The sequence below is a fragment of the Mucilaginibacter sp. genome (assembly GCF_025359345.1).
Lineage (GTDB): Bacteria > Bacteroidota > Bacteroidia > Sphingobacteriales > Sphingobacteriaceae > Mucilaginibacter.
On the sequence record NZ_JANYGQ010000009.1, the window covers coordinates 62,026 to 76,883 of the forward strand.

The 14,858-nt window shown below is 43.0% G+C and carries 14 protein-coding genes; 6 read left to right on the plus strand and 8 right to left on the minus strand.

From position 1 onward, the window contains the following. Nucleotides 1-3 precede the first annotated feature (3 nt). The 3 genes from Q0R52_RS03955 to lon form a co-directional block, all read right to left on the minus strand. Entirely contained in the window at nucleotides 4-975 is a 972-nt protein-coding gene (locus Q0R52_RS03955; protein ID WP_295792377.1) for a lipid A deacylase LpxR family protein, read from the minus strand. Nucleotides 976-1,056: 81 nt separating this feature from the next. Continuing rightward, on the minus strand, nucleotides 1,057-1,608 hold the full coding sequence (locus Q0R52_RS03960; RefSeq protein WP_295792378.1) for a hypothetical protein: 552 nt from the start codon (nucleotides 1,606-1,608) through the stop codon (nucleotides 1,057-1,059). Nucleotides 1,609-1,795: 187 nt separating this feature from the next. Then, on the minus strand, nucleotides 1,796-4,270 hold the full coding sequence (gene lon, locus Q0R52_RS03965) for an endopeptidase La (RefSeq protein ID WP_295792379.1): 2,475 nt from the start codon (nucleotides 4,268-4,270) through the stop codon (nucleotides 1,796-1,798). Between the two features lie 369 nt (nucleotides 4,271-4,639). On the opposite strand from lon, the gene Q0R52_RS03970 reads away from it, so the two are divergent. Continuing rightward, nucleotides 4,640-5,269, plus strand: a complete 630-nt coding sequence (locus tag Q0R52_RS03970; protein ID WP_295792381.1) for a tetratricopeptide repeat protein — start codon at nucleotides 4,640-4,642, stop codon at nucleotides 5,267-5,269. A gap of 287 nt (nucleotides 5,270-5,556) precedes the next feature. On the opposite strand, the gene Q0R52_RS03975 is transcribed toward Q0R52_RS03970, so the two are convergent. Then, nucleotides 5,557-6,105 carry a hypothetical protein gene (locus Q0R52_RS03975; RefSeq protein WP_295792382.1) on the minus strand — a complete coding sequence of 183 codons (549 nt, stop codon included), beginning with the start codon at nucleotides 6,103-6,105 and terminating at the stop codon, nucleotides 5,557-5,559. After that, nucleotides 6,092-7,615 carry a 2,3-bisphosphoglycerate-independent phosphoglycerate mutase gene (gene gpmI / locus Q0R52_RS03980; RefSeq protein ID WP_295792384.1) on the minus strand — a complete coding sequence of 508 codons (1,524 nt, stop codon included), beginning with the start codon at nucleotides 7,613-7,615 and terminating at the stop codon, nucleotides 6,092-6,094. The genes Q0R52_RS03975 and gpmI overlap by 14 nt, the downstream gene beginning before the upstream one ends. 127 nt (nucleotides 7,616-7,742) lie before the next feature. Between gpmI and Q0R52_RS03985 the strand changes: the two genes are divergently transcribed. The 5 genes from Q0R52_RS03985 (at nucleotide 7,743) to Q0R52_RS04005 (ending at nucleotide 11,512) form a co-directional block, all read left to right on the plus strand. Beyond that, nucleotides 7,743-8,132, plus strand: a complete 390-nt coding sequence (locus Q0R52_RS03985) for a DUF4783 domain-containing protein (protein ID WP_295792385.1) — start codon at nucleotides 7,743-7,745, stop codon at nucleotides 8,130-8,132. A 146-nt stretch (nucleotides 8,133-8,278) separates the two neighbouring features. Continuing rightward, entirely contained in the window at nucleotides 8,279-9,124 is an 846-nt protein-coding gene (gene nadC / locus Q0R52_RS03990) for a carboxylating nicotinate-nucleotide diphosphorylase (protein WP_295792387.1), read from the plus strand. Nucleotides 9,125-9,280: 156 nt separating this feature from the next. After that, entirely contained in the window at nucleotides 9,281-9,931 is a 651-nt protein-coding gene (gene plsY / locus Q0R52_RS03995) for a glycerol-3-phosphate 1-O-acyltransferase PlsY (protein ID WP_295792389.1), read from the plus strand. After that, the gene (locus tag Q0R52_RS04000) at nucleotides 9,928-10,722 is read left to right on the plus strand and encodes a M48 family metallopeptidase (RefSeq protein WP_295792390.1); all 795 of its coding nucleotides are present in this window, start codon (nucleotides 9,928-9,930) and stop codon (nucleotides 10,720-10,722) included. Before plsY ends, Q0R52_RS04000 begins: the two co-directional genes overlap by 4 nt. 34 nt (nucleotides 10,723-10,756) lie before the next feature. Continuing rightward, the gene (locus tag Q0R52_RS04005) at nucleotides 10,757-11,512 is read left to right on the plus strand and encodes a DUF2071 domain-containing protein (RefSeq protein ID WP_295792392.1); all 756 of its coding nucleotides are present in this window, start codon (nucleotides 10,757-10,759) and stop codon (nucleotides 11,510-11,512) included. On the opposite strand, the gene Q0R52_RS04010 is transcribed toward Q0R52_RS04005, so the two are convergent. The 3 genes from Q0R52_RS04010 to Q0R52_RS04020 form a co-directional block, all read right to left on the minus strand. Next, on the minus strand, nucleotides 11,448-12,737 hold the full coding sequence (locus tag Q0R52_RS04010; RefSeq protein WP_295792394.1) for an anthranilate synthase component I family protein: 1,290 nt from the start codon (nucleotides 12,735-12,737) through the stop codon (nucleotides 11,448-11,450). The two genes, Q0R52_RS04005 and Q0R52_RS04010, sit on opposite strands and share 65 nt — an antisense overlap. A gap of 71 nt (nucleotides 12,738-12,808) precedes the next feature. After that, on the minus strand, nucleotides 12,809-14,089 hold the full coding sequence (locus Q0R52_RS04015) for an adenylosuccinate synthase (RefSeq protein ID WP_295792395.1): 1,281 nt from the start codon (nucleotides 14,087-14,089) through the stop codon (nucleotides 12,809-12,811). Between the two features lie 111 nt (nucleotides 14,090-14,200). Beyond that, complete coding sequence (locus Q0R52_RS04020) at nucleotides 14,201-14,671, minus strand: transcriptional repressor (protein WP_094569780.1); 471 nt, start codon at nucleotides 14,669-14,671, stop codon at nucleotides 14,201-14,203. Between the last annotated feature and the right edge of the window lie 187 nt (nucleotides 14,672-14,858).

A 14,858-nucleotide genomic window follows, 5' to 3' on the forward strand; every position in this document is an offset into this window, starting at 1 on the left:
ACCCTACTTAAACCTATACAGGGCAGTTATGCTTCCCCATTGTTCTGATCGCACCATTTCTTTGGTTTCCTGCGTATGGAAAATAGCAGCTGCGTCAATAACAAATCGACCGGTTGTAAACGCTACACCAAACTGGTTGCTAAAAATAAACGGTTCTTTAGTCCCTCTTATTTCCTGGCTGCCAGGTGCGTTGTGATTATTAAATAAACCACCCTGTATGGTGGCATCATAAAGTACATAATTTAATAGCGGCTTGTAATAAAAAAATATCTCGTGCGCGTGCAGTGGTGTTACTGTTTGTGTTTTGATGGCGCTGCTTTGTGTAGCCACCGAGTTAAATAACTGGTTAAATGAGCCTACGCGCAACATACCGCCGGCACCTGCGCCGCTAAAGCCATTGCCCAGGTTTATATAAGTTGCGTATGAAACATCAATCCAACTGCCCCGTGTTATCAGCCCGTTAAATGCGGCCGATAGATTAAGCTGCGCCTCGTTGTGTATCTGGAACTCCCAGCCATCGGGGTGGTAAAAACCAAAGTGATCATGCACATAATCCTGCACCTCTTTGCCGTAAGCGCCCGGCCCAATAATACCTACCTGGGCGCCAAGTTTTAAGTTACTTTCATTTTTATACAGGAAGTTGAGCGTAGCACCGGCGTAAAGGTAGCCAGCAAAGGGTCTGTCGACCAGGTAAGGCTGGTCAGCACCTTTAAACAGCACGCTGCCACTTTGGGGGTTATATATTTTTTGGCCAAACTCAATACCAAGCACTTTGTTAGCCAGTTTACTGTCTTTATCCACGGTTAATGCGTGTCGGTAATGCAGGTAAATACCATCGGTATAATATCTGTCTGAACCTTGCAACAGGTAGGAATCATTGTCGGTTTGTAAGCCTATTTCGGTACTGTGTGATTGGGCTAAAACGTTTGCAGCACAAAAAAGGCTGAAAAGGAAGGGTAAAAATTTTATTCTCATCCGGTTTTTTTGGATTAACTGCCTAAAATAGCAAAAGCACCGATAATTCAGGGCTTTTGTAAATATTTTTACCTTTTAATACTAGAACGTATAGCCAATGCTGAAACCGCCTTCGGCAATTACGCCATCGTCGTATAAAACGGGTACAAACGCTATCCTGAAATTAATACCACCATTATCCTGCTGAAAGCGATAGCCCAATGTAGCAGTACCGATAAAGCCGGTTATGTTATCAAATTGAAAAAACGTTCCATTAGTGGTGCCATGCGAGCGTACAAAGGTCGTTCCTGCGCCAAATTCAATAAAACTATTGGGCGCTGTGCGGGTTAAGCCTGCCAGGTAATTTATTTGCAGGGGAATCGATGCCACCCAATTTGCGCCGGTATTATAATAACCCGCACCTATACGGTAACCCCATTTATCTCTCCGCTCACCAAAGCGGGTATCATAGTTTAGGGTGAGCGCAAGACCAGGACCGCCTGCTTCTAAAAATACGGTACGGGGTTTTTTAACGTCCTCAACCGTCGTATCCCTTTTAATAGGGTTAGCTTCAAGGTTTTGGGCCTTCAAATAAAATGACGATGTGACAAAGAGCAACAAAAAAACGGCTTTTAGGGTAAAAGTTTTCTTCACTTTTTTAAATTGTTTGGGGTTTATTAACTGTTAGCATAATTACTTTATAATTACGATAACATGTAATACGCTGATGCTGCTAAAAAAGTTTCAGCTTATACCAGCTACGTATTACAACGGCTTCCTGATTTGCCAAGTTACAGGCAATTTCAGGAAGCCGTTAGCTAAAGATATTAACAAACGTGGATTAAGCTGCAGGATTGCTAACAGCTTCTTTTACAGTAAGGTCAATCGGGTCAATTACCTTTTCATTTAACAGTGCCAGGTCAATAACCTCACGCATTTCGGTAACGTAATTAAATTTAAGGTCTTTTATATAATCTTCCTTAATTTCTAATATATCTTTCCGGTTTGATGCGCATAAAATTATCTCTTTTATGTTGGCACGTTTGGCGGCAAGTATTTTTTCTTTGATACCCCCTACCGGCAACACACGGCCGCGCAGGGTTATTTCACCGGTCATGGCCAGGTGTGGTTTTATTTTACGCTGGGTAAAGGCCGATGTTAAAGCAGTAAGCATTGTGATACCTGCCGACGGCCCGTCCTTCGGCGTAGCGCCTGCCGGAACATGCACATGTATATCCCACAAATCAAAAAGCCTCGGGTCGATATCAAAATATGATGCGTGGGCACGCAGGTAAGCAAGTGCTATAGTAACCGATTCTTTCATTACATCGCCAAGACTGCCGGTTAAGGTTAGTTTACCTTTACCAGGGCTTAAGCTGGCTTCAATGAACAGTATGTCGCCACCAACTGATGTCCAGGCCAGGCCGGTTACAACGCCGGCGACATCGTTACCTTCATAAAGGTCTTTGTCGTATATGGGTGCACCCAATATCTTCTCAACTTCCTTTTTGTTTACGGTGGGGTTATAGGGTTCTTCCATGGCAATATTTTTTGCCACGCCGCGCACCAGCGAGCCTATTTTTTTCTCCAACGCACGTACCCCCGACTCACGTGTGTAGTCGACGATCAATTTCTCAATAATCTCTGGCTTAACCACCACGTCCTTCGCTTTCAGCCCATGCGCCTCACGTTGTTTCGGCACAAGGTGTTGTTTGGCTATTTCAATCTTTTCTTCAATAGTATAGCCATTTACTTCTATAATCTCCATACGGTCCAGCAGTGCCGGCTGTATGGTGCTTAAAGAGTTTGCTGTCGCGATGAACATCACATTCGAGAGGTCGAAATCCATCTCCACATAATGATCGTAAAAAGTGCTGTTCTGCTCAGGGTCGAGCACTTCGAGCAACGCAGAAGACGGGTCTCCCCTGAAATCATTACCTACCTTATCAATCTCATCCAAAATAAAAACGGGATTGGCTGCGCCCGCCTTTTTAACAGATTGGATAATACGGCCCGGCATTGCGCCGATGTATGTTTTGCGATGCCCCCTTATCTCGGCTTCATCACGGATGCCACCTAAAGCCATCCGTACATATTTACGACCTAACGCTTTGGCGATAGATTTGCCAAGTGATGTTTTACCAACTCCCGGAGGGCCAACCAAACAGAGGATAGGCGCCTTCATGTTGTGCTTTAACTTTAGGACAGCCAGGTACTCAATAATACGTTGCTTTACTTTATCAAGGCCAAAATGGTCTTTGTCCAAAACCTTCTGGGCCCGTTTCAGGTCGAAGTTATCTTTGGTAAATTCGTTCCACGGTAAATCGAGCAAAAGCTCAAGATAATTTATCTGCACCGAATAATCAGCGGCAGCTGGGTTGGTACGTACCAGTTTTTCAAGTTCTTTATTAAAATGGTCTTTAACATCCTTGCCCCACTTCTTTTTTGAAGCGCGCAGTTTCAGGCTGTCAATCTCGAGGTCAGGCGACGAGCCGCCTAATTCTTCCTGTATAGTTTTTAGCTGCTGGTTTAAAAAGTAATCGCGTTGCTGCTTATCCAAATCAACCCTAACCTTGCTCTGTATCTGGTTTTTAAGTTCCAACATCTGCAGGTCTAAAGTTAAATGCTCAAGTACCAGGTTTGCCCTGTTGCGCAGGTTGGGCTCTTCCAGCAATTGTTGTTTTGCCAGCATGTCGGCATTCATGTTTGATGATATAAAATTTATCAAAAATGAAGTACTTTCAATATTGCGAATGGCGATACCTGCTTCGCTGGGAATATTTGGCGACAGCTGGATAATGCTCATGGCCATATCCTTTATCGACGAAACCATCGCCTTAAACTCTTTATCCTCTTTGTGTTTCGACTCTTTAAAAGGTTCGATCGTAGCCTTTATATAGGGAACGCTCTGTACTTCGTCCTTTAAAACAAAGCGTTTTTTGCCCTGTAGTATAACGGTGGTGTTACCGTCAGGCATTTGCAGCATTTTTACGATGAGTGCAATGGTGCCTGTTTTGTTTAACTGGGAAAAAGAGGGGTCCTCAATCGCCACATCTTGTTGAGCTACTACCCCAATCATCCGGCTGCCTTTATTTGCATCGCGGATAAGTTTGATTGATTTATCGCGACCAACGGTTATCGGGATAACGACACCGGGGAACAATACGGTATTGCGTAGCGGTAGTATGGATAATATGTCCGGCAAAGCCTCATTGTTCATTTCCTCTTCGTCTTCAGTCGACATCAGTGGAAAAAACTCTGAATCTTCATTTATTACCGGTAAAGCACTTTTAAAATCAAATGGATCAAAATTCATCAACTACCTTTTATGTTTTGTATAAAAACGTCATATTGTCAGCCCGCAAAGATACGGGCAATTTTACACAGGTTAAATAACAATTATTCCCGTGGTATTACTATGGTTCAAGAGGTGTGCCAATAAACAGCAATAATCACCAACAATTGTTTTTAGACTATAAAACACTGATAACATGTGCATTACAAACACTGTGGCTTATAACCTAAAAAAATAAAATTATTGATAAAGATGAAAAAAAGTCATATCATCGTGGCCTGTTTGATAAATTATTAGTACTACCAACACAAAAAAAGCTGTAATGGCATAATATTTTCTTGCTATAACAGTTTACATATATACTGTTTTGATAATCACAAATAGTCCTGGATGAAGATTTCGGTAATTATTTCTTTTTTAATTATTTCTTCTGTTGAAAACCTGGTCGCTCAAAATTCCTATATCAAATTGGGCCAGCAGGCTTTAATGGACGGGGATTTTAAAGTTGCTGTGGCACAGCTTGAACGGGCATGCTTAATTGATTCAACCAACTCGACGGCTTTGCTGATGCTGGGCTATTCTTATTACCATAGCGAGAATTATAAAAAATCGATTGCTGCTTATACAAAAGAAATTGCAATAAACCCGACTGATGCAACCGCCTACTACTACAGGGCCAGGGCAAAAGGCTATTTGGGCAAGGACAACCAAACCAGTCCCGCCGACAAAGAAAAATATTTATTAGGGGCGATATTCGATCTTACCAAAGCAATCGCAATCGACCCGGATGACACCCGGAACAAATATTACCAGGTTAGGGGCATTGCTTATCGCGAATATGGTGTGTTTAAAATGCAGTCTACCGGCCACTCCTACGACAAAGCCAGGGCGGTTAATTCGTTAAAAGCGTCGATTGCCGATTTGGAAAAAGTATTGAGCGATAACTCCGGCCGGATGGATATATCTGCTTTGATCGACCTTTCGAAACAAAAACTCGCCGAAGCACAAGCGCATAAATAAGTCCGTAGTCGTTAGTCTGAAGTCTTCAATATATAATTTCGGTTAAATATAAAACACAGGCAATCAGCGTGTTTCACAGCGTTCCGGGTGTTCCGCGTGTAAAAATGGAACGTTTTACGTGACAAATATGCTTTTTTTGAACCCCTTTCCCTCGATACGCCCCCTCTCCTTTGGCGAGGGTAGGATTAGGTGAAGACCAATCGTCCGGGTATCGCCCTCAATCCATTGGAATGTTTTCTTAGTCGAACGCACATTAACTTAAGATTTTCGACTCAAGACTAAGAGCTTTATTTCTGAATCACCCCTTGTATCCTATAGTGATTATTACCCATCAATTTTACATGCTGGTCCTTTTCAATCAAATATAGCGAGTCGGGGTAGTAGCTTAACTTTTCAACGTCTTTGTAAAGCATGTTTTCTGTTTTAATATAAATAACCATCCACTTTACTTTGTCGTTTTCTTTTTTGATAATAATCTCGCGAACCTTAAGTTCAGGCGTTTTGGCTTTGTACAGCAGTAAGCTGTCGCCTGTGGCTATGCTGTAACTATTCTTCCAGGCGGGGCGATTAATGTCGGCGCCTATAAATGTATCCAGTTCCTGGCCCCAGTTTTCAATCTTTACCTTTTTTGTTTCGGTTACACCGTTATGTCTTACAGTTTTTAAAACATAGGGGTTCAGCTTTTTAAGGCGGGAGGTATCGGCAGTAAAATAGCCTTTAATATCAAAGTATTTCGCGGAGCCGCCGGTTTCGGCAGGCTTGCAGGCCAGGCTGCCTGTTAACAGGCAACCGGCCAAAGCAGTAATAGTAAGTAATTTTAACCTACACCAATACATTGCCGCCCATTTGTTCAGGAATTGCTATTCCTAAAATTTTCAATATGGTAGGTGCAATATCGCCCAGTTTACCATCCTTAACCTGTTTTACGTCATCGTCAATGACAATGCAGGGCACCAGGTTAGTGGTATGGGCTGTGTTTGGCGTACCATCGTCGTTTATCATATAATCAGCATTGCCGTGGTCGGCTATTATTATAAATGAGTAACCGTTTGAAATCCCGGTTTCAACGACGTCGCGGGTGCAGGCATCGGCAGTTTCGGCAGCCTTAACCACTGCGCTGAAAACCCCTGTATGGCCCACCATATCGGTATTGGCAAAGTTTAAAACAATAAAGTCAGCCCAGCCGCTTTTTAATTCGGGGATAATGGCATCGCGTATCCCTTCGGCGCTCATTTCTGGTTGTAAGTCATACGTCGCCACTTTTGGCGAAGGCACTAACAGGCGCTTTTCATTTATAAATTCCTTTTCACGTCCCCCTGAAAAAAAGAAGGTAACATGCGGGTATTTCTCAGTTTCGGCAATACGTATCTGGTTCTTTCCGGCGTCTTCCAATACTTCACCAAGGGTTTTTGACAAGTCATCCTTGGTAAATACCACCTTTACATTTTTAAACGTTTCATCATACGTCGTCATTGTGATATACTCGAGGTTCAGCGGATGCATATTATACTCCGGGAACGCCTTTTGTGTTAACGCAAGTGTAATTTCGCGGCCCCTGTCGGTGCGGAAGTTGAAGCAAAGTACCACATCGCCCTCTTTTATCACCGCCAGCGGCTTTCCGTCTGCGCCGGTTTTTACAATCGGCTTAATAAATTCGTCAGTAACACCTTGCAGGTACGATTCTTTGATAGCCTGGATAACATCATTGGTATGCTGGCCTTCGCCGTTCACCATCAGGTCGTACGCCAGTTTTACGCGTTCCCAACGGTTGTCGCGGTCCATGGCGTAATACCTGCCAATTGCCGAGGCAAGCTTTACATTAGTATTTTCAATATAATCCTCAAGCTCTGTAATAAAGCCTTGGCCCGATTTTGGGTCAGTGTCCCTGCCATCTAAAAATGCATGGATAAATACTTTATCCAAATCATAGGCACCAGCGGCGTCGCACAGTCCCTTTACATGTTTTATATGCGAGTGTACACCCCCATCAGATAACAGGCCGATGAAATGTACATCTTTATTATTTTGCTTTGCGTATTCAAAAGCTTCTTTTATTACCGGGTTGGTCGGAAATTCATTATCGTCAACAGCCTTGTGTATGCGGCCAAGCTCCTGGTAAACAACACGGCCGGCGCCGAGGTTCATGTGCCCAACTTCGGAGTTGCCCATTTGCCCGGCAGGTAAACCAACAGCCACACCTGATGCTTCCAGTTTGGAGTTTGGATATTTTTTTAACATTGAATCGAAAAAAGGCGTGTTAGCCGCCACGATAGCATTCGATGCGTCATTACGACCGTAACCCCAGCCGTCGAGAATTATTAGCGCGATTTTTTTTTGTTTTTCCACAATGCAAATATAAAGGCAACGTTGTTAGTTGTATAAATATTTGTTGATTAAGTTGATTAAAGTGGCTGGTTGACCGTGTTAGCAATCAACCCAACCAAACCCCATCAACTCATAAACTTACAAAGCCATGAAACTACTTTATCTGCCGTTTCTTGTTATTTTTTATGTGATACCAACTGCAGCCGGGCCAATTGAAAAGGTCGCGGAATTAATACGCCAGGGAAACGTGAGCGAACTATCGAAAATGTTTGCCGCTAACGTTGAAATAAGTATGCAAAGTGACGACAATGTTTATTCAAAAGTTCAGGCAGGGCTTATACTCGATAAATTTTTCAGCCAAAATAAACCCATATCGGTAAAAATATTTCATAAAGTAAACTCCAACCCTAAATACCAGTTTGCCGTTATTATTCTGAACACTCAAAAAGGACCTTTCCGCATTACCTATACATTGAAAGACACAGACGGCACCCTTGTGCTGATTGAACTGCGCATAGAGCCGGAGAAGGGACGATAGTCCATAGACCATGGACCATGGTTGGGTGGGAAAATTCATTTTTAATTAGCTGTAATTCTATTCTTAAAAATTATGGTCTATCGTCTATGGACTATGGACTCCCCAAAACTATTATTACTTTTGCCCCATAAACAAAGCACACAGGTTTGGACAAACTACTTATTGATAAATTTATTTCCGACTCATTAAATGAGGACGTTGGTGATGGGGACCACACCTCGTTAGCTACTATACCGGCGGGCAAGCAAGGCAAAGCAAAACTTTTAGTAAAAGATGAAGGCATTTTGGCGGGTGTTGAACTTGCGCTTGAGATATTCCACATTGTTGATGCCGGCCTTAAAGTAACCCTATTTTTAAACGACGGGACAAAGATAAAACCAAAAGATGTAGCCTTTGAAGTTGAAGGCGACGCCCGTAATATTTTAACTGCCGAACGCCTGGTGCTTAACTGTATGCAGCGCATGAGCGGCATAGCCACCAAAACCCGCGAAATTGTGGATCTTTTGGAGGGCACCAATACTAAAGTATTAGATACCCGGAAGACAACCCCTGGCATGCGTTATCTCGAAAAATGGGCTGTCAGGATAGGTGGCGGTGTAAACCACCGGTTTGGGTTGTACGACATGATATTGATAAAGGATAATCATGTTGATTATTCGGGCGGGATAAGGCAGGCTATCGAAAATACGCAACAATACCTCATCAATCAAAACAAAAAGCTGGCAATTGAGATTGAAGTAAGAAACATGGAAGAATTACAGCAGGTTTTAGAAACTGGCGGTGTTAACCGCATACTGCTGGATAACTTTAATTTTGATACACTGCGCGAAGCGGTTAAGATTATCAACGGGAGATTTATCACGGAGGCATCGGGCGGCATAACAATCGACAACATACGGGAATATGCCGCTTGCGGGGTTGATTATATTTCCGTAGGCGCTTTAACCCATTCAGTAAAAAGCTTAGATTTGAGCCTGAAGGCAGTTGATTAGTGGTTAGGAATTGGAGATAACGATTTTGTTGAAAAATCCTGCCGGATAGTAACTGACGTACCGAAAAAATGAATGAAGAACCGTGCTACTTTATTTTTGTTTCGGACTTCCGGACTTTCCCGACTTTCGGACTTAATTTATTAATATTGCCGTAAAATGATAACTGGCTACTCTGTTTCAGCACTTATTCTGGCTTATTTTTGCGGCTCCATCCCCACAGCTGTTTGGATTGGTCAGGCTTTTTACGGAGTTGACGTGCGCGAATACGGCAGCGGTAATGCCGGCGCAACCAACACATTCAGGGTGTTAGGCAAAAAAGCAGGTATCCCGGTAATGCTAATCGATATTTTAAAGGGATGGACAGCTACAAGCCTGGCCTATTTTATAGGCGTTTCTACAACGGGTGGGCCGCATTCAAATTATATCAGTTACCAATTGGCTTTAGGTATTGCAGCTGTAATGGGCCATTTGTTCCCGGTATTTGCAGGTTTTAGAGGCGGCAAAGGCATAGCAACATTATTCGGCATGGTATTAGCTGTAAACCTTGATGCTGCCTTATTTTGCGTATCGGTATTTATTGTAATTTTATTAGCTACCAGGTACGTATCGCTCAGTTCAATAACGGCGGGTTTTGCTTACCTTGTAGGTGTTACGTTTATTTTCAATAAATATACAAGCAACCTGGTAGTAATTTTCGGCATGCTAATTTGCCTGTTGATACTGGTTACCCACCAAAAAAATATTGAGCGGCTGTTAAAAGGGAAAGAATCAAGAGTAAATCTATTTAAGAAGAAAACCGCCGTATGAAAAAGAAACTTGTACTTGGAGCCATTTTATTGGCTATTTATTCGTGCGCTACAGTCCCGCTAACCGGGCGTAAGCAACTATCACTGGTTGATGATACCCAAATAAACCAGTCGGCAGCCCAAAGCTATAGCCAACTACTTTCTGACCCAAAAACGGTAGTGGTAAGCAGCGGTACCGATGTCCAACGGATAAAACGTGTGGGCGGGCAGCTTTCTGCAGCTATTGAGGGATATTTAAAAACAAACGGATTTGGTGATCAATACAGTTTTAAGTGGGAATTTAACCTCATAAAAAGTTCTGAAGTAAATGCATGGTGTATGCCAGGCGGAAAAGTTGCGGTTTATAGCGGGCTTATGCCGCTGGCGAAAACCGATGCCGAACTTGCGACCGTTATGGGCCACGAAATTGGCCACGCCATAGCCCGGCACTCCGCCGAGCGCGTTTCACAGCAAATGGCTGTACAGGGTATTGGCGGCGCTGTTAGTGTTGCATCGTCGACAAAAAGCGAGGGCACCCAAAATATCATCAATTCTTTATATGGTGTGGGAGGACAATTGGCATTACTAAAATATTCGCGTGACCAGGAATCGGAAGCCGATCGCTTAGGACTGACATTTATGGCACTTGCCGGGTACGACCCGCATGCTGCCCTTACCTTTTGGCAAAATATGGCCGCACAAAACAAAGGTGGTGCTCCACCTGAGTTGCTAAGCACCCACCCTGCCGATGCAACCAGGATTGCCGATATCCAGAAAAGGATACCAGAAGCCATGAAGTATTACAAACACTAAAATTCATCCCGCTTTTATGCGGGATTTTTTATTTATGGGAAAACGTAAATTTTTAGAAGCCCGCTGGAACAACCTGTTAATGCTGAACTACGAGGTTGCCCCCGAGGTGTTAACACCTTTTTTGCCGCCATACACAGTGCTCGACCTGTGGGAAGGCAAAGTGCTGGTGAGCATGGTTGGCTTTCTGTTTTACGATACCCGCGTTCTTGGCATTAAATGGCCATTCCACGTTAATTTTGAAGAAGTTAACCTGCGCTTTTACGTGAAGCATTTTGATGGTAAGCAATGGAAAAGAGGAGCCGTTTTTATCAGCGAAATTGTTCCAAAAAGCATCATTGTATTAATGGCCAACAATTTATATAAAGAGCACTACCGCGTGTTGCCTATGAGGCATTCCGAACTACCCGCCGGCGATAACGCCACCACATTTTTATATGAATGGAAGTTAAAAGGCAAGTGGAATAAGCTTGGTGCAACCGTAAGTAACCATTTTGAGGATATACAGCCCGGCAGTCCCGAAGAGTTTATTTTTGAGCACTACTGGGGCTACAACAAACTAACAGATGCTAAAACCATGCAATACCAGGTTGAGCATATATCATGGCAAATTGCTGAAGTTACCAACCCTGTTTTTGATGCTGATATTGCTGAATTATATGGCGAACAGTTTGTGCCTTTTTTAAGCGAAAAGCCATTTTCGGCGTTTTTTGCAAATGGTTCGGAGGTTAATGTGCGGATTGGGGAGAAGATTGTGAGTGACCTAACACTTGCAGTATCGCCTGCGCTTTAAGTAAACACTCCTCATACTCTTTTTTCGCATCAGCATGGTAAGTTATGGCGCTGCCTGCGTGAAAAGAAAGGTATTTGTTAGTTTCATTATACAGCAGCGTCCGTATAACCACGTTAAAATCAAAATCGCCGTCAGGATTAAAGTAGCCTATTGCACCGGAGTAAACCCCGCGCCGGCTTTGTTCGTATTGCTCCATCAGCCGCATGGCATTTATCTTGGGTGCGCCAGTCATGCTACCCATCGGGAAAGAGTTTTTGATAGCTTGTACGGCACTAATATCTTCTGCAAGCTCGCACACTACGGTCGATATCATTTGATGCACGTGGGCAAAGCTATAAATACCATACAGTTCTTCAGTTTTAACAGTTCCGGGTTTAGCTGACAGGGTGAGATCATTACGTACAAGATCTACTATCATAACGTTTTCCTGCAGCTCTTTTGTGTGGTTCCTGAGCTCATTGATCAGTGCCTCGTCTTCCTCCACTGTGGCGCCGCGTTTTGCTGTGCCTTTAATAGGTTGCGATATTAATTTGTCGCCCCTTTTGGCAAGAAATCGTTCTGGCGTGGCACATAGTACATATTGATCTCTCAGCTTAAAGAAAGCGGAAAATGGATTTGGCGACACCTCGTTCAACTTAACAAAAACCGACAGTGGATCGATAACAGCGTTGTTCGCAAAAAATTCCTGGCAAAAATTAGTTACGTAAATATCACCCCGGTTTATGTGCCCTTGTATTTTTTCAACGGCTTCTATATAACCCGCTTTGCTTAAACGCGACCGGATATCCACCATTGCTTCGCCCGACTCGCGGGAAAGCACCTGCCCTGCAATACTTTTGAAAATACCGGCGGGGTCATCTGCAATTATCTCAACTTTATTTTTTTGAAAGATCAGCAGGTATTGCGGTACAAAAAAGTACAAACCAGGGAATTCAAGACTATCCTGGTTTTCAGAGTTTAAATCTTCAATTTCGTTTTTAAGGTCGTAGGTAAAAAATCCTGTCATCCAACCCGGGTGTTGATCTCTGAAACTCTGCAATTGCTCAAAAGCCGAACCTGTTTCTGCGGCAACTTCGGCTTTAACGCCAATAGCAACCAAGGTGTCAAACTTACCATAACTGTCATCAAAGTCATTCGAATCCAGGTAGCAGCACACATCAAAACCCGAAGCCCATTGTAAAGCTTTTCTTTTAAATTCCGCCGGACTTGAAAGGTATTGAATCACACCGCAAAAATAGAATCAAAAAATGAAAAGGCCCCATTTAGGGGCCTGTATCTTAATTTTTAAATTATCGTTTATGGATGCAAAACCAACGTTTGCTTCCTGTCTGGCCCTACCGACAAATATTTAATCGGCACTTCCAGTTCCTTTTCCAGGTAGTCGATATATGATTGTAGCTTGGCCGGTATTTCAGATAGTTCGGTTATGCTGGTCAAATCTTCATTCCAGCCGTCAATTTCCTTTAAAACAGGTACGGCTTCAACGCAGCAAATATCGTAAGGCATGTAATCTATCTTCTCGCCTAAATAATTGTAATGCGTACAGGCGTATATTTTATCGAAGCCGCTTAATACGTCAGCTTTCGTCATTACCATTTGGGTAACACCATTAAGCATGATGGCATATTTTAAAGCCGGCAGGTCAATCCAGCCGGTACGGCGTGGCCTGCCGGTAGTGGCACCAAATTCGTGACCAATGCGGCGCAATTCTTCACCAGTTTCGTCATTCAGTTCAGTAGGGAAAGGGCCGCCGCCCACGCGTGTGCAGTAAGCTTTAAAAATGCCTATCACCTCGCCTATTTTATTTGGTGCAATGCCAAGACCGGTACAAGCGCCGGCAGTTGTGGTGTTTGATGAAGTTACAAATGGGTATGAGCCGAAGTCAATATCAAGCATAGTGCCTTGTGCGCCTTCTGCCAAAACTTTTTTTCCTTCTTTCAGGTAGCTGTTCACCAAATGCTCCGAATCAACCAGCTGGAATTTATTGATCAGTTCAACTGCTTCAAAGAAAGCAGCTTCGCGTTCCGAAAAATCGGCTACTTCGCCATAAAGCGAGGTAAGCATAGATACGTGCTTGTCAACCAGTTTTTGGTAACGTTCTTTAAAATCGGGCAGAGTGGTATCGCCAACCCGCAATCCGTTGCGACCGGTTTTGTCCATATAAGTCGGCCCAATACCTTTTAATGTCGAACCTATTTTACCTTCGCCCATTCTTTTTTCAGAAGCAGCGTCGAGCAATTGGTGGGTTGGCAATATCAGGTGTGCCTTTTTGGCTATCATCAGGTTGCCTTTGGCTAATAAATCGTGCCCGGCATCTTTCAATTTGTCAATTTCCCTTTTAAGGGTTATCGGGTCGATCACCACACCATTACCAATCAGGTTCATGGTATTTTCAAAAAATATGCCCGAAGGTATCGTGTTCAATACAAATTTTTTGCCATCAAACTCCAACGTGTGGCCGGCATTCGGCCCACCCTGGAAACGCGCAATAAGGTCGTAACCCGCGCTCAATACATCAACAATTTTTCCTTTTCCTTCATCGCCCCACTGGAGGCCTAATAATACGTCAACAGCCATTAATTTCTTTTTATCGTTTCTATAATAATCGTCAAAATGCTAAGCCAAATAAACAAACCCCGCAAAGGTATCATCATAAGCATGTTATAATGATAAAGCTAAAAAGTTTTTTTACTGGGCTTTTCGGTCGCAAAAACCTGCACGCAGTTTTTCGCAGTTACCATATAGGTTAAGTGAGTGGTGTTTTATCTCAAATTTAAGCAGGGTACCCATCATGCTTTGTATTTGTTGTATGCGCGGGTCGCAAAATTCAACAACCTTGCCGCAATCAATGCAAATAATATGGTCGTGCTGTTTATAGCCGTACGATTTTTCGAACTGGGCCATATTCTTGCCAAACTGGTGTTTGGTCACCAAATCGCATGATACCAACAGTTCAAGGGTATTGTAAACCGTTGCCCGGCTAACACGGTATTTTTTATTTTTCATGTGGATGTATAATGATTCCACATCAAAATGATCCGAGCGTGAGTATATTTCTTCAAGTATTGCAAAACGCTCGGGGGTTTTCCTGAGGTTTTTATTTTCAAGGTAGGCCTCGAAAATCTTTTTAACCATGGCTATGGTTTCCTGTTGAGACATTTTTATCTATTAAAGGACAAAGTTATGAAAAAGAACCAAGATACAAGAGTCAAGAATCAAGAGAAAAGATAAAAACAGATACAGGAAGTCAAGAATCAAGAGCCAAGATAAAAAACAAAAAACAAACTTATGATTAACGGTTAAGATTGTTTCCTACTGGACCCTATGCTGATCTTGATTTCTTGGT

Coding starts and splice junctions, on each gene's coding strand:
- Q0R52_RS04005 (WP_295792392.1), top strand. CDS start 10,757: ATGGGAAAACGTAAATTTTTAGAAGCCCGCTGGAACAACCTGTTAATG.
- Q0R52_RS04020 (WP_094569780.1), bottom strand. CDS start 14,671: ATGTCTCAACAGGAAACCATAGCCATGGTTAAAAAGATTTTCGAGGCC.
- Q0R52_RS04000 (WP_295792390.1), top strand. CDS start 9,928: ATGAAAAAGAAACTTGTACTTGGAGCCATTTTATTGGCTATTTATTCG.
- Q0R52_RS04015 (WP_295792395.1), bottom strand. CDS start 14,089: ATGGCTGTTGACGTATTATTAGGCCTCCAGTGGGGCGATGAAGGAAAA.
- Q0R52_RS03955 (WP_295792377.1), bottom strand. CDS start 975: ATGAGAATAAAATTTTTACCCTTCCTTTTCAGCCTTTTTTGTGCTGCA.
- plsY (WP_295792389.1), top strand. CDS start 9,281: ATGATAACTGGCTACTCTGTTTCAGCACTTATTCTGGCTTATTTTTGC.
- Q0R52_RS03975 (WP_295792382.1), bottom strand. CDS start 6,105: ATGTATTGGTGTAGGTTAAAATTACTTACTATTACTGCTTTGGCCGGT.
- Q0R52_RS03970 (WP_295792381.1), top strand. CDS start 4,640: ATGAAGATTTCGGTAATTATTTCTTTTTTAATTATTTCTTCTGTTGAA.
- Q0R52_RS03985 (WP_295792385.1), top strand. CDS start 7,743: ATGAAACTACTTTATCTGCCGTTTCTTGTTATTTTTTATGTGATACCA.
- lon (WP_295792379.1), bottom strand. CDS start 4,270: ATGAATTTTGATCCATTTGATTTTAAAAGTGCTTTACCGGTAATAAAT.